Origin of the sequence: Sphingobium sp. B11D3D (assembly GCF_025961755.1) — a bacterium.
In the GTDB taxonomy this organism is placed as follows: domain Bacteria; phylum Pseudomonadota; class Alphaproteobacteria; order Sphingomonadales; family Sphingomonadaceae; genus Sphingobium.
The window spans coordinates 1,498,826-1,521,082 of record NZ_JAOQOG010000001.1; the positions used below are offsets into that span (position 1 = coordinate 1,498,826).

Genomic DNA, 22,257 nt, shown 5'->3' on the forward strand with positions numbered 1-22,257 from the left:
CGGGCCGTTTCGTTTGTGATGACGATCAGCGACGAAAGCGGTGCTGGCTCAGGGCAGACCAGGGGCCGCCTTCATAAACCCATACCGCAAGGCCGGCGATGACGAGAGGGGCAGGGCGGATCTGTGTCCGCAACAGCGCCAGCGTCTCCTTCGCGACGGAGGGAGCGACCTTGTTCTGGACCGTGATGTGCAGGCGCTTGAGTGCGTGGTCCTGCGGGATGAGGTGCCGCTCAAACCGCTCGGCGATCGTGGCGCGAATATCGAGAAGCCCGTCACTCTCCACCGCCAGCGCGACAAGGCTGCCTGACCCGAACGGCTCGCCTAGACTGGCCGGAGGTGGGGGACGATCGACCAGTCCCTTCAGCATCGTCCTTAGTTCGGCATGCAGGGACGGCGGGAGGTGGTGGAACAAGGTGATGTGGGCGGGCACCTGATTGCGAGCGGCGGGATAATGGGTCTGACGCAGCCCGTCGGCCCATGCTTGGTCCGCGCTCCTCAACTGAGCGGTGACGATGAGGGGGCCGCGGGGCAGTTCGAGGACAGTTTGCGTCATGTCAGAACCGGGCTAAAATGGCCGTGCAACAAGCCATGGGGAGGGGGTGTGTGATGACGGGTGTGGGGGACCATCGCAGCCGGAGCATGTCGCGGATTCCGGCTATTCTGTTTCTGATATGGACCCTGATCGGCATCGCCGCCTTCCTTGTCCAATCGACCGCCAATCTCGAAGAGCTGGCCATGGCCGATCCCTATCAGGCGGAAATCTGGGCCAACATGCCGCGCTGGGCCTGGCTGAGCTACGGCGTGGCCGTTGCCGCCGCGTTTGCCGGCGCCGTTGCCCTTCTGGCACGGCGTGCCGCCGCCGTCTGGTTCTCGGTCATCGCGCTGATCGCCATATTGGTCCAGTTCAGCTACTCCTTCATCGGCACCGATCTGCTGGCGGTCAAGGGCACCAGTGCGGCGCTGTTCCCGGCCTTCATCGTGCTGATTGCGCTGCTGCAACTGGGCTATGCGCTGCGGTTGCGGAGCAGGGGTTTGCTCCGCTGAGCAAAGCTCACATTTCGCCGCGTTGACGGCGGATGTCATACCATTTGCGCACATTCGCATTATGCTCGGCCAGCGTCTCCGCGAAGATATGCCCGCCCTTGCCATCCGCGACGAAGTAGCGCGCTTTCGTTGCCGCCGGCCGCAGGACGGCCTCGATAGAACTGCGTCCGGGGTTGGCGATTGGTCCCTTGGGTAGGCCAGTCATCGCATAGGTGTTGTAGTCGTTCACCGCGCGGATCTCCGACTGGAGGATGCGGCGTCCGAGCGGCTTGCCCCTGGTGATCGGGTAGATGATCGTGGGGTCGGCCTGCAGCATCATGCCCTCGCGCAGCCGATTGGCGTAGACACCGGCCACCGTCGGTCGCTCGGCGGGGATGGAGGTTTCCTTCTCCACGATGCTGGCGAGGGTGACGGCCTGCTCAGGCGTCTTGACTGGCGTTGCAGCCGAGCGCTTGGGCCACTGCGCGGCAATGAAGCTCGTCATTGCGGCCTGCATCCGCCCAAGCACCGCCGCGCGGGTCTCGCCCTTCTGGTAGCCATAGCTGTCGGGCATCACCGAGCCTTCCTCGGGCACGGGAATGTCTCCGGTCAGCTCGGCATTGGCCATCAGCCGCTCATGCACGAGGACGGAAGGCATGCCTTCTGGGATGGTGACGAGATGGACGAGGGTCTTGCCGCTCTGCAGGATGCCCAGAATGTCGGCGCTGCTCGCTCGTCGGGGGATGCGATATTCGCCCGCCTTGATCGACCCATCCGGCCCCAGCACCCGCGCGCGGGCAAGGAAGGCGGTGGCGGAGCCGATGGCGCCTTGCGCTTCCAGCTCGTCGGCCGCCTTGCGCAGCGTCGCGCCCTCGGGAACGATGATCGTTGCATCGGCCTCAAGCGGGCCGGGCCTCGACCAGCCATGGACGAAGAGAAGCGCCGCAACGGCCAGTCCGGCCAGCAGCAGAGCAGCGACCGTGAGGACGATGCGGCGCATTGCGGCCGTCAGAGAGCCTTGAGCACAAGGCTGGCGTTGGTGCCGCCAAAGCCGAAGCTGTTGTTGAGCACGGCCTTGACCTTCCGCTGCTTTGCCGTGTGCGGAACGAGGTCGACGCCCTGGCAGCTTTCGCTGGGATCATCCAGGTTGAGCGTGGGCGGCACGATCTGGTCACGCATCGCAAGGATGCAGAAGATCGTCTCGACGGCGCCGGCACCGCCGAGCAGATGCCCGATGGCCGACTTGGTGGACGACATCGACATGGTCTCCAGCGCCGGGCCGAAGAGCCGCCGCACTGCGCCAAGCTCGAGCTCGTCGCCGAGTGGGGTCGAGGTGCCATGGGCGTTTACATAATCGATATCGGCAAGCGACAGGCCAGACCTGCGCATGGCCATTTCCATCGCGCGATAGGCGCCTGAGCCCTCGGGGTGCGGTGCCGTCACATGATAGGCATCGCCCGAGAGGCCGTAGCCGAGAATCTCCGCATAGATCTTCGCACCGCGCGCCTTGGCGTGCTCATATTCCTCGAGCACGACCACGCCGGCCCCTTCGCCCATGACGAAGCCGTCGCGGGCCTGATCCCACGGGCGGCTGGCGCGCCAGGGTTCGTCGCGAAATTCGGTCGAAAGCGCGCGCGCCTGACCGAAGCCGGCAATACCGATCGGGCAGATGGCGCTTTCCGCGCCGCCGGCGAGCATCACATCGGCATCGTCGAGCGCGATCATCCGCGCCGCGTCGCCGATCGAGTGAACGCCCGTCGCGCAGGCCGTAACGACGGCGTGATTAGGGCCCATCAGGCCGTATTTGATGGAGACCTGACCGGAGATCAGGTTGATCAGGCGACCGTGGACGAAGTGCGGCGAGACCCGCTTCGGCCCCTTATGCTCCAGCACCAGCGATTCGCTCTCGATGCCCGGCAGGCCGCCAATGCCCGAGCCGATCGAACAGCCGGTGCGCAGACGCTCGGCTTCGCTCATCTCGGTCAGGCCGGCATCTTCTATGGCCTGGCCGGCCGCGTCGATGCCATAGACGATGAACGGATCGACCTGACGCTGGACCTTGTGGTCCACGCGCTTGTTGGGGTCGAAGCCGAATTCATGATCCGGAGCCTTCACTTCGCAGGCGTAATTGGTGTGGAAATCGGTCGCGTCGAAACGGGTGATCGTTTCCGCGCCCGACCGGCCGGCGATGATGTTCTTCCAGCTTGTCTCCACGTCGCCGCCAAGGGGCGAAACCATGCCGAGACCTGTTACGACGACACGACGCATTTCACTCTCCTGATCCAGTCACCCGGCCAGTTGCCCGGAACGCCAGGCGCTGATCAAACACGAACGGCCCTCCCATGGCGAGTCAAACCCGCAACCGGAGAGCCGTATCCATGTGTATTCACTGGCCGGTGCATGTCCGCGACGAGGCCGCGAACCGGGCTCCCGCTATCTTACTGCTTGCCGTCGATGAAATCGATCGCGTCCTTGACGGTGGCGATCTTCTCGGCAGCATCGTCGGGGATTTCGACGCCGAACTCTTCCTCAAAAGCCATGACGAGCTCGACGATGTCGAGGCTGTCAGCGCCCAGATCGTCGATGAAGCTCGCGTCTTCGGTCACCTTGTCCGCCTCGACGCCGAGGTGCTCGACGACGATCTTCTTCACGCGATCCGCGGTCTCACTCATGAGAGGTCCTTTGCTTTACTTTGGTCTTCAATCTGGAGATGCCCTAGAGCCTAGGGCGGGGCGTGACAAGAGGCTAGCGATAGCGGGTGCAATTGCCCCGTGCGCGGCGGCTTTCGGCACACTCACAGCGTTGCGCGGCGCCGGAAGACGTAGCGAATCTGGTGGCGTCCCTCGCAAAATTGCTTTGCGCGCGATGCACTCACGCCCATATGCGCGGACACGATCAAGACAATCCGAGGATCTCTCCTGATGAGCGACTATGACTTCGACCTGTTCGTAATCGGTGCCGGATCGGGCGGCGTGCGGGCATCGCGCATTGCAGCGGCGCATGGTGCCAAGGTCGCCGTGGCGGAGGAGCACAAAGTCGGGGGGACATGCGTGATCCGGGGCTGCGTGCCCAAGAAGCTGCTCGTCTATGGCGCGCATTTCGCCGAGGACATCAAGGATGCTCGCCGGTTCGGCTGGGATATTTCGGACTGCAGCTTCGACTGGCCCACCCTGCGCGACAATGTGATCGGGGAGGTCTCCCGGCTCGAAGGGCTCTATCAGCAGACGCTCGACAATAACAAGGTGACGACCTTCCACGAGCGCGCGACGGTGGAAGGGCCGCATGAGGTACGGCTGGCCAGCGGCAAGCTGGTGACCGCCAAGGTCATTCTCATCGCGGTCGGCGCCTGGCCGAATGTGCCCGATGTGCCCGGCGCGGAGTTGGGGATCACATCCAACGAGGTCTTCCATCTGGAAAAGATGCCCAAGCGCGTCGCGATCTTCGGCGGCGGTTATATCGCCAACGAGTTCGCCGGCATTTTCCACGAGTTCGCCTGTCAGGTGACGGTGTTGCTGCGCGGCGACCAGATCCTGCGCGGCTATGACGAGCAGATTCGCGACCGCCTGCTGCAGATCAGCACGGCCAAGGGCATCAACTTCCGCTTCAACGCCCCGCTCGAAAAGATCGAGAAGCAGGAGGATGGCTCCCTCAAGGTGTTTATCGAGGGTGGCGATCCGATCGAGACCGATCTGGTGCTGTTCGCCACCGGCCGCAATCCCAAGATCGACGGGCTGGGCCTGGACAAGGTTGGCGTGGAGACGGAGAAGGGCGCGATCAAGGTCGACGAATATAGCCGCACCAATGTCGAGAGCATTTACGCGGTGGGCGACGTGACCGATCGGGTGCAGCTCACCCCGGTGGCGATCCGGGAGGGCCATGCCTTCGCCGACACCGTGTTCGGCGGCAATCCGCGAACGGTGGATTATGGCTGCATTCCATCCGCCGTGTTCAGCCATCCGCCGATCGGCGCGGTCGGCATGACTGAGGGCGAGGCGCGCAACACGCTGGGCGCGGTCAAGGTCTATACCTCCGACTTCCGGCCGATGAAGAACACGCTGGCCAATCGCAACGAGCGCAGTCTCTACAAGCTGATTTGCGAGGAAACGACCGGGCGCGTGGTCGGCATCCACATGATCGGCCCGGATGCGCCCGAGATCCTGCAGGCGGCGGCCATCGCAGTGAAGGCGGGCCTGACCAAGGACGATTTCGACGCCACCGTCGCGCTGCATCCGAGCATGGCGGAAGAGCTGGTGCTGATGCGCTGAAGGTTCAGGCCGGCACGCCCTTTAGCCGATGCTGTAGGGAATGACGTGCCGGCCATCCCGCTCGACGTGGATCGGGCGGTCGATCGGCGGGAAGGCGCGCTGCGGGCAGCCTTCGCGCGGGCACAGGCGACAGCCCGGCCCGATGGGCGTGACTGCGGCATCATCGGCGAGGTCCAGCCCGTCCGCCCAGGCGAGATGGGCAGCATAATCGCGTTCGCAGGCGAGCACGATGGCGTGGCGGCGGTCCGGCCGTGCGATGGCGCGGGCGAGCAGGATATAGTGCACGCCATCGGGCATTTCCGCGCGCTCCGCACCGCTATAATCAGCACGGGTCGGGGCCTCGTGCAGCCTCAGGCGGGGGCAGAGCGGGCCATAGCTGCCAAAGTCGAGCCGCGTGGCGCTATGCCGCTTGGTGATGTTGCCGGCCGGATCAATGCGACAGAAGAAGAAGGGAATGCCGCGCTGTCCCGGTCGCTGTAGCGTGGCGAGCCGATGCGCGACCTGCTCGATGCTTACGCCAAACCGCGCCGCCAGCGCATCGACATCATGGCGGAGCGTCCGGGCCGTCTCGCGGAAGAGACCATAAGGCATGAGCAAGGCGGCAGCGCCATAATTGATGAGCGCGTGATGCAGCAGGGCATCGGCAGGCGCCCCCACCGGGTGCTGGGCAATGATGGCGCGCATCGTGGAATCGGCCAGCCCGCGCAAATGCACGATATGGCTGGCGAGCTGGAAGGCGATGCTCGTGGCGGGCAGGCGATCATTGACGTGCAAGGTCCGGCCATCGGGGGAGGGCGCGCGCAACAGCGTGGTCTTGAGTGGTTCGCGACTGACGATGCAGTCATGCTCGTCACGCAGTGCCGCGCTGAGCGTTGCTATCGTGGCTTCCGCATCGGAGCGCGCGCAGATGCTGAGCTGCGTGGCGAGATCCTCGGCGGCGGTGTCCAGATCATGGAAATAATTGTCGAACAGCCGCAGGCGATCGCTCACCTGATCGAAAGTCGCGCGTGCGCCCGGCAGCAGGCCGTTACCGAGCGCCTGTTCGGCCATGGACAGCCGACCCTCGGTCTGCCGGAGGGCGTGATGCAATTCCACATAGCGCGCCGCAAATTCAGGATATTGAACATGCAGCCGCTCGGTCCGCTCGGGATCGGGGGGCGGTGAGCGATGTCCCGGATTGGCAAGCGCCCAGTTGAAGGCGCCGAGCAACTGCTCCTCAGGCCGCGCGTCGAAATCGGACCAGTCGAGCGGAAAGGCCGCCGCCAGCGCGGCCTTTACCCGTGCGGTCAGGGGACGGTCGTTATTCTCCAGTTGCGAGAGATAGGAGACGGAGATGCCCAGCAGCCGCGCCATGTCCGCCTGATCGAGCCGGCTCTGCAGACGCAGGTCGCGCACTTTCTGGCCAACGAACAATCTGTTTCCGCGTGGCAAGGACTGTCTCCGGGGTACGAGTCGGGGTGAGGGATCGCCGCACTGGCCGGGACAGTGGGCACGATCCGCAAATTTTTCATCCGCGGGTTAGCGCCTGTGCCGATAAACCAGGACGTCCTTCAAGACGCCCGCACCGTAGCGGAACCAGCTCATTTCGCAATTCCGCAAATTGCTGCTCGTGTTTGCCGATCCATACTCGCTCTGGCGCGACGCTTGCCGCGCGCGGGTACGATGCTAGCCTGCGCCCAGTCAGAACAGCGGTCGGCAACCGCGCCGCAAGGGAGGATCGATTGAGCGAGATCGTGCTGTCCACGCTGGACGATGGGGTGCTGACCCTTGCCCTTAACCGCCCCGAGCGGCTCAATGCCCTTTCCACCGGCCTGCTGGCAGACCTGACCCGCAAGCTCGATGAGGGCGTGCGTGCAGGTGCGCGGGCCGTGTTGATCACCGGGACGGGCAGGGCGTTCTGCTCCGGCGCGGATCTGGCCGATAGCGAAGGCATCGGCGCCGATCTCGGGGAAACCCTGGCGACCTATTACCATCCTCTGTTCCTGCGGCTGGCCGGGCTCGATATCCCGGTGTTGAGCGCGATCAACGGGCCGGCGGTTGGCGCCGGCGTCGCCTTGGCGCTGGCCGCCGACATCGTGGTGATGGCGCGCTCTGCCTATCTGCAGCTTGGCTTCGTCAATATCGGGCTCGTGCCCGATGCCGGGGCGACATGGCTGGTCGCGAAGAGCGCCGGGCGCGCCAAGGCGCTCGAACTGGCGCTTCTTGGTGAGCCGATGAGCGCTCAGGAGGCGCAGGACGCCGGACTGGTCGCCCGCGTGACCGACGACGAGAGGCTCGGCGAAACCGCACGCGGTCTTGCTCTCAAACTCGCGCAAGGGCCGACCCGCGCCATCGGCATGATCCGTAAGCAGGTCGCTGCCGCACTCAATCACAGCCTGTCGGAGACGATGGGCATCGAAGCCGCCAATCAGGCAGCGGCCGGCCACAGCGCGGATTTTCAGGAGGGCGTCGCGGCCTTTCTGGAGAAGCGGGTGCCGCGCTTCCAGGGGGATTGAGCGAGAAACGCTACGGAATTCGGCTCGTCGGTCGAGCCGAAAACTGCGATTTTTCTTTGCGTCATCTTTCCTGCTTTGTGAGCACCATTTGATCGATCTGACGATAGCCCGTTCGTTTCGTCCTATGGCAACGTTTTACTAACCTTTGAACGCTTAGCACTCTCCTAAACTCAGAGACGATTGGACGGCGTGGAGAGCTTTTACCATCTGGTCGTGGTTGATCAGCAGATTCGGGGCATGCTGATCATTGTGGCGATTTGCGGGTCTGGCATTTTAACAGCCACGGCCATTCTCGGTCATACGTTCAACATGAAATCGCAGAGCGTACGTCGGGCCTGGCTTGTGATGGCCGGGCTGGTGACAGGCGTTTCGTTTTCGGCGATCCTGCTGACAGGGGTTGCGGCCTTGGGTGCGCGTGCCGGAACGACTACCGGGCCTGACATGGATCGTATCATCGTCGAAGGCGTGGCCAGTCTGCTCTTCATGACCGCCCTTGTTCTGGCCTGGCGTGGATTGATGGGTGGCAGTGCGGCATCGGCGGATGACGGCCAGCTTGCCGAGGCGCTCGATGAACTAGCCCATGTGCAAGCGCATCATCGCGCCTATGTCGAGCTCAATCCCCAGATCGCCTGGATGGCCGATGCGGAGGGACGCATCACCGAAATTGGCCCACTTTGGGCTGAACAGGTGGGCCTCGATCTAGAGGCCGGGCTAGGATATGGATGGACGCAGGCCGTTCATCCTGATGACCTTCCGACCGTTCAGGCCTTATGGGCGGACGTTGTCAAAAATCAGTCGGATGCCGCCGATGTCCGCTATCGCATCCGCATGGCGAACGGGATGTACCGCTGGTACCGGGCGCGCGCACGGCCTCACCGGGGTGAAGATGGCAAAGTCCTCGCCTGGTATGGCACGCTGGAAGACATCCACGACCATGTGATCGCCGAAACCGCGCTCAGGCAGAGCGAGGAGCGCTACCGCCTGGCGGCGGAAGCTGGGAACGACGTCATATGGGACTGCTCCCTGCCAACCGGCATCACGACCTGGAGCGGGGCGTACAAAAAAGTCCTGGGCTATCCGGAACTGGATCAAGCCACGCATTTCGATTGGTGGATCGAGCGTATTCACCCCGATGACCGGGAGCGGGTCCTCGCCAACCAGAGGCGGGCCCTGGAGAGTGGCCAGAAGTTCTGGCTCGAGGAGTTTCGGTTTCGCACGGCCAAAGGGACGTTCATCGATACCAAGGCGCGAAGTGTCATCGTGCGCGGCGACAAGGGCGTAGCAGTCCGGCTTGTCGGATCGATACTGGATATCACCAAGCAGAAGCAGGCCCAGGCCGAACTGAATTGGGCCGCGTATCACGACCATCTCACTAGGCTTCCGAACCGGGCGCTCTTCGGCGTTCGTATTCAGGCCGCGATCGACGCGGCATGTGATTCCGGTGATCCGGTGGCGCTCATGATCCTGGATCTCAATGGATTCAAGGAAATGAACGATTCGCTCGGCCATGCCGCAGGCGACCGGGTGTTGGTGGAGGTCGCTCGGCGCCTGTCCTCCTGTATCCCCGAGGGGGCGACAGCGGCTCGGCTGGGCGGCGACGAGTTTGCAATCATCTTGCCTGGCCTGTCTGCGGCGGACGAATATCGCCCGGTAGCGGACGCCTTGAAGCGCTGCTTTGAAGTGCCGGTGCAGATCGAAGAACTGCGCATTCCGGTCAGCTTTTCCGTCGGTGTCGCTGTCTGGCCGCGCGATGGCTTTGAGCCCGGGGACCTCCTGATCGCGGCTGACCTTGCTCTCTATGCAGCCAAGGCCGACATGCCCGGCTCCGTCCGGGAGTTCTCCCCGTCCCTCAAGGTAGCATCCGAGAGGCGAACCCGCATGCTGGTCATGGCGCGCGCAGGGTTGGACGAGGACCGCATCGTGCCGTTCTACCAACCCAAGGTGAACCTCCAGACCGGGCAGATCGACGGCTGGGAAGCGCTGTTGCGGGTGGCCGAGAACAGCCAGGTTCTGCCGCCTGCGGCCATCGAGGCGGCGTTCTCGGATGCCGAAATGTCGGTGCGGCTGACCGACCGGATGATCTGCGGCATCTTTGCGGACATTGCGCGCTGGCGGGCCGATGGGCTGGAGCCGGGGCGGATCGCGGTCAACGTGTCCGCGGGCGACTTTCGCGCGCCGAGTTTGCCGGCCCGTCTGGAAGATGCCGCCCGGGCCCATCGGCAGGGTCTGGCCCAGATCGACATCGAAGTGACGGAGACTGTGCTCATCGGGCAATTGGGGCCAGAAGTCGCGCGGATGCTCGAGGAGCTGCGCGGCCTTGGAGTGATGGTCGCACTGGATGATTTCGGCACGGGCTATGCTTCGCTCAGCCATCTCCAGCAATTTCCGGTCGACGTGATCAAGATTGACAAGTCGTTCATCGACCGTATCGAGGACAGCACCCCCGGCGCGACGGCCGTTATCGACGCCGTGTTGCAGATGGCCCGGCGCCTGGGGATGCAGACGGTCGCGGAAGGCGTCGAAACCATCGCGCAGGCCCGCTATCTCCGCGCGCGGGGCTGCACGCTGGGGCAGGGCTTCTTGTTCAGTAAGCCGGTTCCGGCGTCACAGGTGCCCTCACTGCTGCGAGGGAAAGCCTATGGTCACTGGGAGTTCGGCGGCGTCGGCTGACCAGCAGTCGGCGCGGTCGGCTCATCGCCCCCGCCCAGGGCCCGGTAGAGCCCGGCGGCACTGGAGAGCTCCTGACGCCGCAACTCCAGCAGCGCGAGCCGCGCAGCATAATCGCTGCGCTGCGCATCGAGCAGTTCCAGCCGGGCATCGACCCCGGCCTGATAGCGCAGGCGGGAAAGCTCGGCGCGCCGCGCGGCCGACTGGGCCACGCCCCGCTGGGCTTCGATCTGGCGGGTATAGGTCTCCCGCCCGGCCAACCCGTCTGCGACCTCGCGGAACGCAGACTGAATGGCCTTTTCGTAGTTTGCGATGGCGATCGACTTGCGAACCTTCGCCAGATCGAGCTGGCCCTGCAAACTGCCGCCGTTGAAGATCGATTGGGTGATCTGCGGCGTGAACGACCAGTTGCGGTTTGCGCTATCGAACAGGCTGTCCAGCGCCATGCTGGTGAAGCCGAACAGACCTGTGAGCGAAATGCGCGGGAAGAAGGCGGCGCGGGCGGCGCCGACATCGGCATTGGAGGCGACCAGCTCATGCTCGGCCTGACGGATGTCCGGCCGGCTGGCGAGCAGGGCGGAGGGCAGGCCGACCGGCAGCTGGGTGCGGATCGGCTGGTCCATGAGCGCGATGGGGGCGGGCAGGTCGGCGGGCAGGGGCGCCCCGACCAGCAATTGCAGCGCGTTGCGCGCCTCGGCCAGCATCCGCGTGCGCATCGCCTGATCGGCCTGGGCCTGACTCACCTGTCCCTCTGCCTGCGCAACATCGAGCCCGCTGACCTGCCGCGCCTGCTGGAGACGGCGAGTGATCGCGAGCGAATCCTGCCAGTCGCCCAGCGTGCGGTCGGTGAGGGCAAGCTGCTCCTCGGCGAGCCGTTCGGCCAGATAGGCATCGACGATCGACCCGATCAGCGCGATGCGCGCGGCACGGCGGCCTTCGTCAGTGGCGAGATAGCGCTCGAAGGCGGCCTCGCTCTGCGAGCGGAGGCGACCAAACAGATCGATCTCAAAGCTGGTCAGCGCAGCATTGGCGGAGAACTGGCTGAACTCCGCCCCAGCGCCGGTTTGTGAGGCGGCCGCCGAGACGCGCTGCCGGGAATAAGCGGCGCTGGCATCCAGCGTCGGCAGTTGCGCACCTCTTGCGACGCGGAACTGCGCGCGGGCAGCCTCGACGTTGAGCGTAGCGACGCGCAGATCGCGATTATTCTCCAGCGCCAGCTCGATGAGCCGCTGCAGGCGCGGGTCGCCAAACATCTCGTGCCAGTCCAGCGCCGCGGCACTGGCTGCCTCTTCGGGAGAGGCGAGCGGGTAGACCGGCGCAACCGGGGCAGGCGGCGTTTCCAGCCGTGGGTTCATCGAGCAGGCGCTGGTCAGCAGCAGCGCCGCGAGGGCAAATTTACGCATCTCAATTCTCCGATGCGGGGTAGGCGGCGGGCGTCTGCGATGAACCATCGACATGCTTCTTGCGCTTCTGTCGCTCGACCAGCTTCATCACCACCACGAAGAAGACCGGGACGAAGAAGATCGCGAGAATGGTGGCACTGATCATGCCGCCGAAGACGCCCGTGCCGATGGCCCGCTGGGTCTCCTTGCTCGCACCGCCCGCGAGCATCAGCGGAACGACGCCGAGCGTGAAGGCGAAGCTGGTCATCAGGATCGGCCGCAAGCGCAGGCGCGCTGCGTGCAAAGCGGCGTCGACCGCAGACATGCCGTTATCATAAGCATGCTTGGCAAATTCCACGATCAGGATCGCGTTCTTGGCGCTGAGGCCGATGATCGTGATGAGGCCCACGTTGAAGAACACGTCGTTGGGCATGCTGCGCAGCGTGACCGCCAGCACGGCGCCGAGCACGCCGAGCGGCACGACCAGCATCACCGCCGCCGGGATTGCCCAGCTTTCGTACAGCGCGGCCAGCACCAGGAAGACGACCAGCATCGAGAGGCCCAGCAGAAGGATCGCCTGATTGCCAGCGAGCCTTTCCTGAAGCGACTGACCGGTCCATTCGATGGCGAAGCCGGGCGGCAGCTGGCTCGCAAGCCGCTCCATCTCCGCCATGGCCTCGCCGCTGGAGTGGCCGGGCGCGGGCTGGCCGGCAATGCGCATGGCGGGATAGCCATTATAGCGCACCAGCTGCAGCGGCATTGTCTCCCAGCGCGGCGTGACCAGCTCCGAGAGCGGGACCGTGTTTCCGGCCGCGTTGCGGACATACAGCTTGAGCACGTCCTCAAGGTTCATGCGGAAGGGGGCATCAGCCTGCACGATGACCTGCTGCATACGGCCATTATTGGGGAAGTCGTTGACATAGGCCGAGCCCATGGCCCCGCTCAGCGTGGAGGTGATGGACTCGAAGGGCACGCCCATGGCCTGCGCCTTCTGGCGGTCGATCACCATCTCGACGCTGGTGCCGGGCATCAAGCCTTCCGGATAGACGCCGGCAAGGGCCGGGTTTTTCGCGGCCATGCCGAGCAGTTGGAACTGCGCGGCCATCAGGGCATCGAACCCACGGCCCGAGCGGTCCTCAAGGCGCGCGGAGAAGCCGCCGGTGGTGCCAAGGCCATCGATGGATGGCGGGATGAGGCTCATCACGAGCCCTTCGCGCACGCCGGCGCCGGTGGCCTGATTTGCCGCGCCGGCCTCGCCAAATGCGGTCGCGCCGTCACGCTCGCTCCAGTCCTTGAGCATCGTGAAGCCGAGGCCGACATTGGCGCCCGCGCCGGAGAAGCCCCAGCCCAGCACCGAGATGGTGTCGGCAATGCCGGCGCGCTGCGCGGTGTGCTTTTCGAAGACTTCCAGCGCTTCCAGCGTTCGGCCGGACGTCGCGTCCGACGGGAGCTGGAAGACGGTCATGAAATAGCCCTGATCTTCATCGGGCAGGAACGAGGAAGGCAGGTTTGTATAGCCGACGATCATCAGCACCACGATGACCGCGAAGCTCGCCATCATCCGCGCGCTGCGCTTCAGGGCGCGCGTCACCCAATTGTGGTAGCCGTGCGTCATCGTGTCGAACTTGCGGTCGAACCAGCCGAAGAAGCCCTTCTTGGTCTCATGGCCCGTGACCGGCTTGAGCAATGTCGCACAGAGCGCCGGCGTCAGGCTCAGGGCAAGGAAGGCCGAGAACAGGATGGAGACCGCCATGGAGATGGTGAACTGCCGGTAGATCGCGCCGACCGAGCCGCTGTAGAATGCCATTGGCACGAACACGGCGGTGAGGACGAGGCTGATGCCGATGATCGCGCCCGTAATCTCGCCCATGGCCTTGCGTGTGGCTTCCTTGGGCGGCAGCCCTTCCTCGGCCATGATGCGCTCGACATTCTCGACCACCACGATGGCGTCGTCGACGATGATGCCGATGGCGAGGACCATGCCGAACATAGTCAGCACGTTTACGGAATAGCCGGCCAGCATCATCACCGCGCAGGTCCCGAGCAGGGCGATCGGCGCGACGACGGCGGGAATGATGGTGTAGCGGAATTTCTGGAGGAAGACGAACATCACCAGGAAGACGAGCACCATCGCCTCGACCAGGGTCTCGATGACCTTCTCGATCGAGATCTTCACATAAGGCGCGGTGTCGAACGGAATGCGGTATGACATGCCGCTGGGCATGGCCCGCGCCAACTCGACCATGCGCTCATGCACGCGGGCGGAGGTGGAGACCGCATTGGCGCCGGGCGCGAGCTGGACGGCCATCAACGCCACGGGCTTGCCGTTGAGGCGCGTCTGGAACCAGTAGGACGCGGAACCAAGATCGACCCGGGCGACATCGCCCAGCTTCAGGGCGGAGCCATCCGTTCCGGCGCGCAGCACGATCTCCCGGAATTGCTCGGGGGTCTTCAGCTGGCCCTCGACGGTGATCGGAACCTTGACGCGCTGGCCTTCGGCAATCGGCTCGCCGCCCAGCACGCCGGGCGAAACCGGCGTGTTCTGTGCAGCAATCGCCGCCGTGATATCGCTCATCGCAATGTCGTAGGACGCCAGTTTTGCCGGATCGACCCAGATGCGCATCGCGCGCTCGGCGCCGAACAGCTGGACACGGCCGACGCCGGGGAGACGCTTGAGCTCCTCGACAACATAGCGCGCCGCATAATCCGACAGTTCCTCGAGGTTCTGCTGGCCGTTGGACGATTCCAGGCTCACCAGATTGAGGAAGTTGCGATTGGCGGAATCGACCTGGATGCCGAGTTGGCGGACGATCTGCGGCAAGCGCGGCTCGGCGGCCTTGAGCCGGTTCTGCACGTCCACCTGCGCCAGTTCCGGGTTGGTCCCCGGCTGGAAGGTGGCGGTGATCGTGGCCTGACCGGACGTATCCGTCGAGCTTTCGAAGTACAGCAGGTTGCGCACGCTTGAGAGTTCGCGCTCGATCAGGCTGACGACGCTGTCATTCAGCGTCTGCGGCGTGGCACCGGGATAGGTCGCGGTGATCTCGACGCTTGGCGGCGCGATGCTCGGATAGCGCTCCAGCGACAGGCGCGGGATGGCGATGACGCCCGCTAGGATGATCGCGATGGCGACCACCCAGGCGAAAACGGGCCGATCGATGAAGAAACGGGGCATGGGTTCGCTTTCGTCTTCAGCGCGCGGCCGCGGCGGGCTTGGCGGCGGCTGCAGGGCGCCATGGCTTGGCCGAAACGGTGGCGCCGGGCTGGACCCGATCCTGCCCTTCGACAATCACGGCTTCACCAGCCTTGATGCCTTGCGTAATCAGGACGTTTCCGTCGCGCACATCCCCGGTCTGCACCGGCCGCAGCTCGACCTTGCCGTCTTTCCCAACAATCCGGACGCTGGCCTGACCGGCGGGATCGCGCAGCACGGCTTGCTGCGGCAGAGTCAGCGCACTGGGCAGAACCATGCGGGGCAGGCGCGCACGCACGAACATGCCGGGCAGCAGCGCCCGCGTGGGATTGGGCACCTCGACCCGGGCGATCACCTCGCCCGTGCCTGGATCGACGCTGATGCCGGAGAAGAGCAGGCGCCCGGTCGCCGCATAGGGCTTGCCCTCGGATGAGAGGATCTCCACGGGCGCGCCCTGGGCGGAATTGCCGGCACGCGCCGCCTCGCGCAGCGTTTCGAGGCGGGCGGCCGGCTGACGCACGTCCACATAGACGCGGTCAATCTGTTGGACGGTGGCGAGCGGTTCTGCGCCGCCGACGGCGGCAAGGGCGCCCTCGGTCACCATGGACTGGTCGATCCGGCCACTGATCGGCGAGCGGATCGTGGCGAAGCCGAGATCGACCTGCTGGCGTGCCAGCGTGGCGCGGCTCTGGGCAAGATCGGCAGCGGCCTGGTCGCGCGCGGCCACGGCATCGTCATAGGCCTGTCCGCTGATCGCATCGACCTTCACCAGCGGCGCCAGGCGCTCGGCCTGGATGCGGGCGCGGTTGAGGGCGGCCTGCGCGCGCTGCACGGCGGCTGCGGCGCTCTGTGTATCCGCGCGGAACGGGGTCGCGTCGATCTGGAACAGGGGCTGGCCGGCCCGCACTTCGGAGCCCTGCTCGAACAGCCGGCGCTGGATGACGCCATTCACCTGCGGGCGGATTTCCGCCACACGGAAGGCCATCACCCGGCCCGGCAGTTCGTCCGCCACGTCGACGCGCGAGGGGGAGACCTTCACGACCGATACCTCTGGCGGCGGAGGCGAGGATGGGGTCTCACCTCCTGAGCAGGCGGACAATACAAGCGCCATCGACGCGATAACGATATAGGCGCCAGAGCGCCTGGGGGGGCATTTTGTCATCATGTCCGACTCTTGATTTTTGCTTGTCCGCGCTGGCCCTTTGGGACTGGCTTGTCGAGGCAGTGTTGGTCAAGTGTAGAGAAATTGTGGAGGCAGGTGGCCCCCCGTTTGGAACTGCGGTAACGGCTTGAAGGCAGAAGGATATGCTATGGATGCCGAAAACGCGCTCGTGCTGGTCGCGGAAGACGAACCGGAAATCGCCGATGTCATCGCCGCCTATCTGGAGCGGGAAGGCTTCCGGACGGTTCGTGCCGCTGACGGGCGCACCGCGCTGGAACTGCACCTTGCCCTCAAGCCGGACCTCGTGATGCTCGATGTGCAGATGCCGCGGCTCAACGGCTGGGACGTGCTGGCCGAGTTGCGGCGTCGCGGCTCGACCCCTGTGATCATGCTGACCGCGCTTGATCAGGATATCGACAAGCTGCAAGCGCTGCGCATCGGCGCAGACGATTATGTCGTCAAGCCGTTCAATGCGCTGGAGGTGGCCGCAAGGGCGCGCGCCGTGCTGCGCCGGTCGGGTGGCAGCCGGGGCTCCACGCTGCGGGTCGGGCCCATCGAAATCGATATGGACAGCCATCTGGCCAGCGTGATCGTCGGGGACGATCCGCAGCGCGTGAGCCTGTCCCTCACCCTCACCGAGTTCCGCATTCTTGCGCACATGGCGCGCGCGCCCCGGCGGGCGTTCTCGCGTGGCGAGCTGGTCGATGCCTGCCTGCCGGGCGGCGATGCGCTCGACCGGACAGTGGATACGCATTTGAGCAAGCTGCGGCGCAAGCTGGAGGATGCCGGTGCGCATGGCTTCATCAACAATGTGCGCGGCGTCGGCTTTCGCCTGGCAGATATTTCATGAAGAAGCCGGCAGGCGGTCTGGGGCGGCAGATCGTGTTGTCCACGGTGATTTCCACGGTCGCTTCCGTGCTGATCACGATCATCGGCCTCTATATCTTTTATGGCGTCATCATCCGGGTGGCGCCGCATATGCTGTTTCCGCTGACGGACGACTGGCGCCCGCACGGCATTGAATGGCTGCTCATCGGGCTGTTCTGCGTCGTCTCGACCGGCATTGCCGTGCTGGTGGCGACGCGGCTGGCCCGGCGGATCGTTCAGCCACTGGTTTCGGTTGCGCAGACCGCGCGGATCATTGCGGACGGCAATATCAAGGTCCGTGCACGCAGCGATGACCGGGCGCCCACCGAGGCAACGATGCTGGTGGAGGACTTCAATCTCCTGGCCGACCGGCTGGAGCAGGCGGGGGAGGCCGTCCGCCGCTGGAACGCGACCATTGCCCATGAACTGCGCACGCCGGTGACGATCCTCTCCGGGCGTCTCCAGGGCCTTGCCGACGGGGTGTTCGCGCCCGATCCGCCGCTGCTGCGCTCGCTCGTCACGCAAGTGAATGCCCTGACCCGCTTGATCGAGGATCTGCGCACGGTGAGCCTCATGGAAGGCGGCCGGCTGGACATGCGCTTCCAGCAGGTCGATCTCGCCGAAGAAATGGAGACGGTCGTCCGGCTGATGCAGCCCGAGCTGGAAGCCGCGGGCTTCAGCATCGTCACCGCCTTCGACCGCGGCCTATGCTATGTCGATACCGCCCGTATTCGGCAGGCCCTGATGGCGCTGCTCGAGAACGCCCATCGCCATGCCGATCCCGGTCAATTGGCCGTGACGCTGCGCATCTCCTCGTCCAGCGTGCTCCTGAGCGTGACCGACGAGGGCCCCGGGATGACGGAGGAGTTCGCCCGCCATGCCTTCGATCCGTTCCGTCGCTATATGGAGCAGGGCGGAGCGGCGAAAGGCAGCGGTCTTGGCCTCTCCGTGGTGCGGGGCATTGCCGAGGCGCATGGGGGCGCAGCGACCTACCGCACGGTCAATGGCGGCTCCTGCTTCACCCTCACCCTGTCGCGATGGAAGCCGCGCGGACCATCGGCGCCCATGGAAGGCGATTTCGCCTGATCCTGCGCGTCAGGCGGTGATGGCCGCAACCGTCGCGCCGAGCGCGGCGATCGCCTGATCTGGCGCCAAGCACAGCTGCAGGCCGCGCTGGCCGCCATTCAGATAAATGTGCGGCTGGGCCAAAGCGCTCTCGTCGATCACCGCGCGGATGGGCTTCATCTGGCCGAAGGGGCTGATGCCGCCGACCTTGTAGCCGCTCAGGCGCTCGGCATTGGCCGGCTTCATCATCGCAGCGCTCTTGGCGGACAGGGCCGCGGCGAACTTCTTCATCGCCACTTCGCTGCTCGCCGGGACGATGGCGCAGGCCGGCTTGCCATCCACCAGCGTCATGAGCGTCTTGAAAACGCGCTCCGGTGGCTCACCCAACGCCTCGGCGGCCTGCAAGCCGATATGGGCGGCAGCCGGATCGTAATCGTAGAGATGGACGGTGAAGGCGATGCCGGCCTTGCTCAGCGCCCGAGTGGCGCGGGTTTCCTTTGCCATGCGCGCTGCGTGCTGCGTCCAGTTCACGATGTCAATGCAGCGCCGTTTCACCTCTCGGCGTAAAAAGGCCGCCAATCATGGTGCATGGACAAGGCGAACCATTAAATAACCATGGCTCTTAGCCGTTCAGTATCGTGCGGGCGCCATCGTCGTCGCTCGTACCTGACCGGCGGAGTCCAGATGCTCAAGAGAATCGATGTTGCTGACGTGAAACTCGGCATGTTCATTCACAAACTTGAAGGGCCGTGGCTCAAGCACCCGTTCTGGCGGACGAAATTCCTGCTGACCGACCCCCAAATCCTTGCCGACCTGCGCGCCAGCGAGGTCGAGGGCGTGATGATCGACATCGACAAGGGCGATGATGTCGCGGGTGCGGGCGGTCCGCGTCCGCCGGCGACGACGCTGCGTCGACCGCTCGTGGCGGCGGGCTCCTCCGCCCCCTCGGGCGGTGTCGGTCTTGCCGAGCGGGTGCGCATGGAGCGGCTGCGCAAGCTGGTGCCGGAGCGCGCGAGCGGATCGAACGTCGTTCCGTTCAACCCACGCTCCACGACGGCCTTGAGCGTCGGTGCGGAGGTGGGCCATGCCAAGGCCGTGGTGGCGCGGTCCAATCGCGTGATGAGCGCCGTCTTCGAGCAGGCGCGGCTGGGCAAGGCGATCTCGCGGGGGCAGGTCGAGCCGGTGATCGAGGATCTGTTCGCCTCCGTGCAGCGCAATCCGCACGCCTTCAACGGCCTGATGCGCATCCGCCGCGAGAATAGTTCGCTCTACGCGCACGGCCTCGCCGTCAGCGCGTTGATGATCGCGTTGGGCCGCCAGATGGGCCTCGATGATGCTCGGGTGAAGGAAGCCGGGCTGGCCGGGCTGCTGATGGACGTGGGCATGGGCCATCTGCCCATCGACGTGGCGACGATCAGCGACGATTTGAGCGAGGGCGAGCGCAAGATCGTCGAGACGCACACCACGCTTGGCTATGAGTTCCTCCAGATGGGCGGCGAAATTGCCGAGGATGTCGCACTGGTCTGCCTTGAGCATCACGAGCGCTGCGATGGCTCCGGTTATCCCAACCAACTGACTGGCGAGAATATCAGCCTGTTCGGCCGCATGGCGGCGGTATGCGACGTCTATGACTCAATGACGTCCGACCGGCCGCATCGGCCACGGATCGACCCCAATGCCGCGCTCGGCCTGATGCGGGGCATGGAAGGCGAGCTGGATGACGAGATTCTCGATCACTTCATCGAGAGCGTGGGCGTCTACCCCATCGGCTCGGTGGTGCGCCTGAGCAACGGGCGCCTGGCGCTGGTGGTGGAGCAGAATGTCGGCGAATATACCACGCCGCGCGTCTGGAGCTTCTACGACATCGCCGCGCGCCGGGTGATAAAGCCGGAGGATATTGACCTGCGGCTGTGGAAAGGCCGCGTCGAGATCGCCTGCAGCGATGACGCTGCCGACTACGGGATCGACGATTTTCCGGCACTGCGAGAGATGGTCTTCAATGCGGCTTGCAAGGCCTCGCTCTAATGCGCGATCTTATCTAAATACGCACTGTTCCGCTACTTTCAGGCCGGGTGTCGATTTTTGTAAGCAACTTCAGCCGTTTCATAAGGGGCTTCTCAACATAGAGAAAAGCTGCTTCGCCCAAAACCAAGCATAAGGAGGAAATTGGAACAACCCAAGCTAAAGCACTAATTTCGCTCCCGGGACAAGCGAGTAGGAGCAGCGCCAAAAGACCCCACTGAATGGGTTTGTGAGTAAGGTAAAGAATGTAACTGGAGTCACCAAACCGCGCCAACGCATTAACAATGTTGGACGCGCCAGAATTAGATTCCCACGCGACAACGCCTGCGATTAGGATGCAGCTTGGAATTCCCCAAAGGACGACTTTAGGTAGTGCGTTTTCCTCAAGCGCAAATCCCGCCAGAAACACTAAGATTGCGCCTATAACAAGCGTTCTGCCAAATTCGAGGGACGGCTTCCTGTAAGTTAACCACAGCGCGATTGCAGCGCCCGTCAGAAACTCAATGAGTAATCCGTTGGTGGCAAGGTCGATGAATGCATTCCCCGTGTCCAGAAATGGACGCGATGCAATCATCAGAATGAAGAATCCGCAAAGGATTAAGAATCCTCGTTGGCGGCCTAGAAGCATCGCGGTCGCGAAGCAAAGGTAAAAATAAACTTCGTAACTCAACGTCCACGCTGGTGAAATGTAGCGCGGTGAAAGGCCAGGCCACAAAGCCATTACACCAAAAAATTCTAGGCCGGTGGAATGTATCTGGCGCCCGATTGCGAAGAAGATAAGGAGAGAGATGGCTAATACTAACCAATATACCGGATATATCCTAATAAACCTCTTCATTAAGAAATCTCGAAATGAGAATTTCCTCGGTCCGAGGAATGAGATCATCATTACAAAGCCACTTATAACGAAGAAGATGTGGACCCCGGCTTCCCCAAAAGCAAAAATTCTGTCCTCGGCGCGGAAAGCCCGCAGCCAGCCCTCAGCTTCGGCATCTTGATGCGCATGAAAAAAGACAACGGCCGTCGCGGCAAGCGCCCTCAGCATCTGGATCGATTTGAAAGTCCCCACATTTATCGACTTATCAAACGGATTTACTCTCGCAACTGTTTTTTATGAAGACTTGGCTTTGCTGCCTCCGTGCACTCAAAGGTGCCGTCTTATCGCCGGGCCAGCTCCATCAACCGGACAAGATCGGCCATCGTCTGATTGCTGGGCGCGGGGACGCCGACCGCTTGGGCGCGGTCGCAGATGGCGCCGTTGATGAAGTCGATCTCGCTGGCACGGCCGGCAATCATGTCCTGCAGCATGGATGCCTTGTGACCGCGATGTTCGGCCAGGGCATGGTCGATGCTGGCGGTGATGCGCGCATGGTCGACCGTCACCCCATGGGCCTTGGCCGTGGCCACCACCTCGTCGACGATCGCTGCAATGATGCGGCGGCCCGGTGCGTTGTCCACGCCGGCATTGGGCTGGCCGGTGACGGCGCCGAGCGGGTTGAGCGCGGCGTTGAAGGCGACCTTTTCCCAGATCGCGACATCGATGTCCGCGCTGTAGCGCGCGTCGAAACCGGCGCGGGCGAGCAGGGCGGTCGCGGCCTGCGCCGCTTGCGCGCCGGCCGGCGTCATCGCGCCCAGCTCGACATGGCCGGTGCCGTGGGATTCCACACCATTGAGGCCATGGAGGTCGGCCGGAAGTGCGGCGATCCCCTTGAGGATCTGGTCCTGCGGAAAACTTTCCGCCACAATCTCCGGATTGCCGAGGCCATTCTGGAGCGTGAGCACATAGGTGCCGCTGGCCGCGAGATGCGCGATCGACTGGATCGCCGAGCGGCTGTGCATCCCCTTGGTGAAGAGCAGAGCGAGGTCGATGGGCGGCTGGGCATCGGCCGCAAGCCCAGCCCGCAGCGAAATGGTGCGTGTGCCATTGTCGTCGGTGAGGTGGATGCCGTCGCGGTCGATCGCTTCGATGCGGGTCTTGTCGACATCGATGAGCAGCACGTCCGCGCCGCTCTCGGCAATACGTGCCGCGAACAGGGAGCCCATCGAGCCCGCGCCGATCACCAAAATGGACTGCACCTGCGTCTCCTTATTCCATCGCTGCCCGGCAGCCTTCACGCGC

At 64.2% G+C, this 22,257-nt stretch carries 18 protein-coding genes; 7 read left to right on the plus strand and 11 right to left on the minus strand.

Going from position 1 to position 22,257, the window contains the following annotated elements; translation table 11 throughout:
• Nucleotides 1-25 precede the first annotated feature (25 nt).
• The gene (locus M2334_RS07075) at nt 26-553 is read right to left on the minus strand and encodes a 2'-5' RNA ligase family protein (protein ID WP_264594310.1); all 528 of its coding nucleotides are present in this window, start codon (nt 551-553) and stop codon (nt 26-28) included.
• 53 nt (nt 554-606) lie between these two features.
• Between M2334_RS07075 and M2334_RS07080 the strand changes: the two genes are divergently transcribed.
• Nucleotides 607-1,044, plus strand: a complete 438-nt coding sequence (locus M2334_RS07080; RefSeq protein ID WP_264594311.1) for a sugar transporter — start codon at nt 607-609, stop codon at nt 1,042-1,044.
• Nucleotides 1,045-1,051: 7 nt separating this feature from the next.
• Here the strand turns inward: M2334_RS07080 and mltG are convergent, their stop codons facing one another.
• From mltG to M2334_RS07095, 3 genes are all read right to left on the minus strand, one after another.
• Nucleotides 1,052-2,023, minus strand: a complete 972-nt coding sequence (gene mltG, locus M2334_RS07085) for an endolytic transglycosylase MltG (protein ID WP_264605100.1) — start codon at nt 2,021-2,023, stop codon at nt 1,052-1,054.
• A gap of 8 nt (nt 2,024-2,031) precedes the next feature.
• Nucleotides 2,032-3,291 (minus strand): beta-ketoacyl-ACP synthase II, encoded by a 1,260-nt coding sequence (fabF, locus tag M2334_RS07090; protein ID WP_264579137.1) that lies wholly within the window; start codon nt 3,289-3,291, stop codon nt 2,032-2,034.
• Nucleotides 3,292-3,461: 170 nt separating this feature from the next.
• Nucleotides 3,462-3,695, minus strand: coding sequence for an acyl carrier protein (locus M2334_RS07095; protein WP_181559973.1), 234 nt, complete (start codon nt 3,693-3,695; stop codon nt 3,462-3,464).
• A 249-nt stretch (nt 3,696-3,944) separates the two neighbouring features.
• Here M2334_RS07095 and gor point away from each other — a divergent pair, with 249 nt between their 5' ends.
• On the plus strand, nt 3,945-5,288 hold the full coding sequence (gor, locus tag M2334_RS07100) for a glutathione-disulfide reductase (RefSeq protein WP_264605101.1): 1,344 nt from the start codon (nt 3,945-3,947) through the stop codon (nt 5,286-5,288).
• Between the two features lie 21 nt (nt 5,289-5,309).
• Here the strand turns inward: gor and M2334_RS07105 are convergent, their stop codons facing one another.
• Nucleotides 5,310-6,683, minus strand: coding sequence for a helix-turn-helix domain-containing protein (locus M2334_RS07105; RefSeq protein ID WP_264605102.1), 1,374 nt, complete (start codon nt 6,681-6,683; stop codon nt 5,310-5,312).
• Between the two features lie 326 nt (nt 6,684-7,009).
• On the opposite strand from M2334_RS07105, the gene M2334_RS07110 reads away from it, so the two are divergent.
• A complete protein-coding gene (locus tag M2334_RS07110; RefSeq protein WP_264605103.1) occupies nt 7,010-7,783 on the plus strand; it encodes an enoyl-CoA hydratase-related protein in 774 nt (257 codons plus the stop codon).
• Nucleotides 7,784-7,972: 189 nt separating this feature from the next.
• On the plus strand, nt 7,973-10,453 hold the full coding sequence (locus M2334_RS07115; protein WP_264606047.1) for a putative bifunctional diguanylate cyclase/phosphodiesterase: 2,481 nt from the start codon (nt 7,973-7,975) through the stop codon (nt 10,451-10,453).
• Here M2334_RS07115 and M2334_RS07120 read toward each other — a convergent pair.
• From M2334_RS07120 to M2334_RS07130, 3 genes are read right to left on the minus strand one after another with little or no spacing between them, the layout of a single operon-like run.
• Nucleotides 10,426-11,853, minus strand: a complete 1,428-nt coding sequence (locus M2334_RS07120; protein WP_264570658.1) for an efflux transporter outer membrane subunit — start codon at nt 11,851-11,853, stop codon at nt 10,426-10,428. The two genes, M2334_RS07115 and M2334_RS07120, sit on opposite strands and share 28 nt — an antisense overlap.
• A gap of 1 nt (nt 11,854) precedes the next feature.
• On the minus strand, nt 11,855-15,004 hold the full coding sequence (locus tag M2334_RS07125) for an efflux RND transporter permease subunit (RefSeq protein WP_264570657.1): 3,150 nt from the start codon (nt 15,002-15,004) through the stop codon (nt 11,855-11,857).
• A gap of 16 nt (nt 15,005-15,020) precedes the next feature.
• Nucleotides 15,021-16,061 (minus strand): efflux RND transporter periplasmic adaptor subunit, encoded by a 1,041-nt coding sequence (locus M2334_RS07130; RefSeq protein ID WP_264594319.1) that lies wholly within the window; start codon nt 16,059-16,061, stop codon nt 15,021-15,023.
• Nucleotides 16,062-16,332: 271 nt separating this feature from the next.
• Between M2334_RS07130 and M2334_RS07135 the strand changes: the two genes are divergently transcribed.
• Together M2334_RS07135 and M2334_RS07140 are read left to right on the plus strand one after the other, a co-directional pair.
• A complete protein-coding gene (locus tag M2334_RS07135; protein ID WP_181559966.1) occupies nt 16,333-17,034 on the plus strand; it encodes a response regulator transcription factor in 702 nt (233 codons plus the stop codon).
• Nucleotides 17,031-18,137: an ATP-binding protein gene (locus M2334_RS07140; protein ID WP_264605104.1), complete on the plus strand. Its 1,107-nt coding sequence runs from the start codon at nt 17,031-17,033 to the stop codon at nt 18,135-18,137. Before M2334_RS07135 ends, M2334_RS07140 begins: the two co-directional genes overlap by 4 nt.
• A 9-nt stretch (nt 18,138-18,146) precedes the next feature.
• On the opposite strand, the gene ybaK is transcribed toward M2334_RS07140, so the two are convergent.
• Complete coding sequence (gene ybaK, locus M2334_RS07145) at nt 18,147-18,620, minus strand: Cys-tRNA(Pro) deacylase (protein ID WP_264605105.1); 474 nt, start codon at nt 18,618-18,620, stop codon at nt 18,147-18,149.
• A 180-nt stretch (nt 18,621-18,800) separates the two neighbouring features.
• Between ybaK and M2334_RS07150 the strand changes: the two genes are divergently transcribed.
• A complete protein-coding gene (locus tag M2334_RS07150; RefSeq protein WP_264605106.1) occupies nt 18,801-20,141 on the plus strand; it encodes an HD-GYP domain-containing protein in 1,341 nt (446 codons plus the stop codon).
• A 13-nt stretch (nt 20,142-20,154) separates the two neighbouring features.
• Here M2334_RS07150 and M2334_RS07155 read toward each other — a convergent pair whose 3' ends face one another.
• Together M2334_RS07155 and M2334_RS07160 are read right to left on the minus strand one after the other, a co-directional pair.
• Nucleotides 20,155-21,207, minus strand: coding sequence for an acyltransferase family protein (locus M2334_RS07155; RefSeq protein WP_264605107.1), 1,053 nt, complete (start codon nt 21,205-21,207; stop codon nt 20,155-20,157).
• Nucleotides 21,208-21,296: 89 nt separating this feature from the next.
• Nucleotides 21,297-22,214 carry a ketopantoate reductase family protein gene (locus tag M2334_RS07160; protein WP_264605108.1) on the minus strand — a complete coding sequence of 306 codons (918 nt, stop codon included), beginning with the start codon at nt 22,212-22,214 and terminating at the stop codon, nt 21,297-21,299.
• Between the last annotated feature and the right edge of the window lie 43 nt (nt 22,215-22,257).

Bases quoted from the DNA above. Each gene is read 5' to 3' on its own strand.
- M2334_RS07075 (WP_264594310.1), bottom strand. From the start codon at position 553: ATGACGCAAACTGTCCTCGAACTGCCCCGCGGCCCCCTCATCGTCACC.
- M2334_RS07080 (WP_264594311.1), top strand. From the start codon at position 607: ATGACGGGTGTGGGGGACCATCGCAGCCGGAGCATGTCGCGGATTCCG.
- mltG (WP_264605100.1), bottom strand. From the start codon at position 2,023: ATGCGCCGCATCGTCCTCACGGTCGCTGCTCTGCTGCTGGCCGGACTG.
- fabF (WP_264579137.1), bottom strand. From the start codon at position 3,291: ATGCGTCGTGTCGTCGTAACAGGTCTCGGCATGGTTTCGCCCCTTGGC.
- M2334_RS07095 (WP_181559973.1), bottom strand. From the start codon at position 3,695: ATGAGTGAGACCGCGGATCGCGTGAAGAAGATCGTCGTCGAGCACCTC.
- gor (WP_264605101.1), top strand. From the start codon at position 3,945: ATGAGCGACTATGACTTCGACCTGTTCGTAATCGGTGCCGGATCGGGC.
- M2334_RS07120 (WP_264570658.1), bottom strand. From the start codon at position 11,853: ATGCGTAAATTTGCCCTCGCGGCGCTGCTGCTGACCAGCGCCTGCTCG.
- M2334_RS07125 (WP_264570657.1), bottom strand. From the start codon at position 15,004: ATGCCCCGTTTCTTCATCGATCGGCCCGTTTTCGCCTGGGTGGTCGCC.
- M2334_RS07135 (WP_181559966.1), top strand. From the start codon at position 16,333: ATGGATGCCGAAAACGCGCTCGTGCTGGTCGCGGAAGACGAACCGGAA.
- M2334_RS07140 (WP_264605104.1), top strand. From the start codon at position 17,031: ATGAAGAAGCCGGCAGGCGGTCTGGGGCGGCAGATCGTGTTGTCCACG.
- ybaK (WP_264605105.1), bottom strand. From the start codon at position 18,620: ATGGCAAAGGAAACCCGCGCCACTCGGGCGCTGAGCAAGGCCGGCATC.
- M2334_RS07150 (WP_264605106.1), top strand. From the start codon at position 18,801: ATGCTCAAGAGAATCGATGTTGCTGACGTGAAACTCGGCATGTTCATT.